Genomic DNA, 1,163 nt, shown 5'->3' with positions numbered 1-1,163 from the left:
TTTGTTTATTCCGGATAAGGATCTTTCTGAACTGGCAGCCCAGACCCGGGTGGACCATCAGGTCAAAAAACTCAGCGGCAGGGTGATGTTCCAGCTGCTTTTGCTCTCGCTGCTGGAAGGGGGCAAAGCGAGCCTGCGGGTGATGGAGGAGCTCTTCTGCTCGCTGCGCTTCCGCACGCTGGCTGACTTGAAGCAAGGGCAAACCACGCGCCACAATTCTATCCGGGACCGGATCGTGTCGATGCGGCCCGAGTTCTTTAGGGCCATCTTTTCCCTGCTCTTTGGGCGTTTTAGCCGCTATTTGGGCGAGCAAAAGGCACTCGTTCGCTATGACTCTACCCTGATCGCGGTCTCGGCGCAGCTGGTTGAGTGGAGCATGCGCACGCGTGCTGGCAGCAAGCAGATAGGTCAGCTCAAGTGCACGCTGGGCATGAAAGGCAGCCTGCCCTGCCAGGTGCGCATCTTTACCAACCGGCAGGCCCTGAGCGAGGACTGCGCCCTTCCCCAGACGATCCTCTCCGATGAGATCTCCCGCTCGGGCATCGTGGTCTTTGACCGGGGCGTGCAGTCGCGCAAGGCACTGGAGGTGCTCGACGCGCAGGGCAGGTGTTTTGTGACCCGTTGCAAAGTGGGGTCCCACTACCTGCAAGAGCAGCAGTTGGCGGTGGCAGCCAGACCACAGCAGGCCACCCTCACCGTCTTGGGCGATGAATGGGTCCGTTTCCGGGAAAGGCCCGGAAGTTACCTTCAAAAGCCCCTGCGCCTGATCCAGGCCAGGCTGGACTCAGGGGAGCAGATCTGGTTTGTAACCAATGTCGCCTGGCTTGACTCTTATCAGGTGGCGGCCGTTTACAAGGAGCGCTGGCAGATCGAGGTGCTCATCAAGTTCCTAAAGCAGCACCTGCAGCTGGAACATCTGGTCACCAGAGACCAGAACGGCATTCAGGTCATGCTCTACATGACCCTGATTGTGGCCCTGCTTCTGATCGTTTACCGCAAACTCAACAAGCTCGACAGCGACCGCCGCGCCAAGCTGCGCTTTACAGAGGAACTGGACACTGAAATAATAAAGCAGATTGTGCTAATATGTGGCGGCAACCCAGCTAAAATGGAAAAACTAGTCACCTAAGTAAGGTTTCGAACAGTAGTGGCCCCTACCCCCA

Annotated in this window: 1 protein-coding gene; it reads left to right on the top strand. The window is 57.7% G+C overall.

The genetic code is table 11. The features are described 5' to 3' along the window. Positions 1-1,129, top strand: a 1,129-nt coding sequence (locus tag AC4BAP_RS19275) for an IS4 family transposase (RefSeq protein ID WP_490584310.1), incomplete at its 5' end; no start/stop codon positions are given. Positions 1,130-1,163: the final 34 nt, after the last annotated feature.

It is taken from the genome of Pontibacter sp. GD7, from assembly GCF_058216375.1.
The sequence above is the reverse complement of the archived record's forward strand: the minus strand, read 5'-3'. Positions and strand labels throughout refer to the sequence as shown.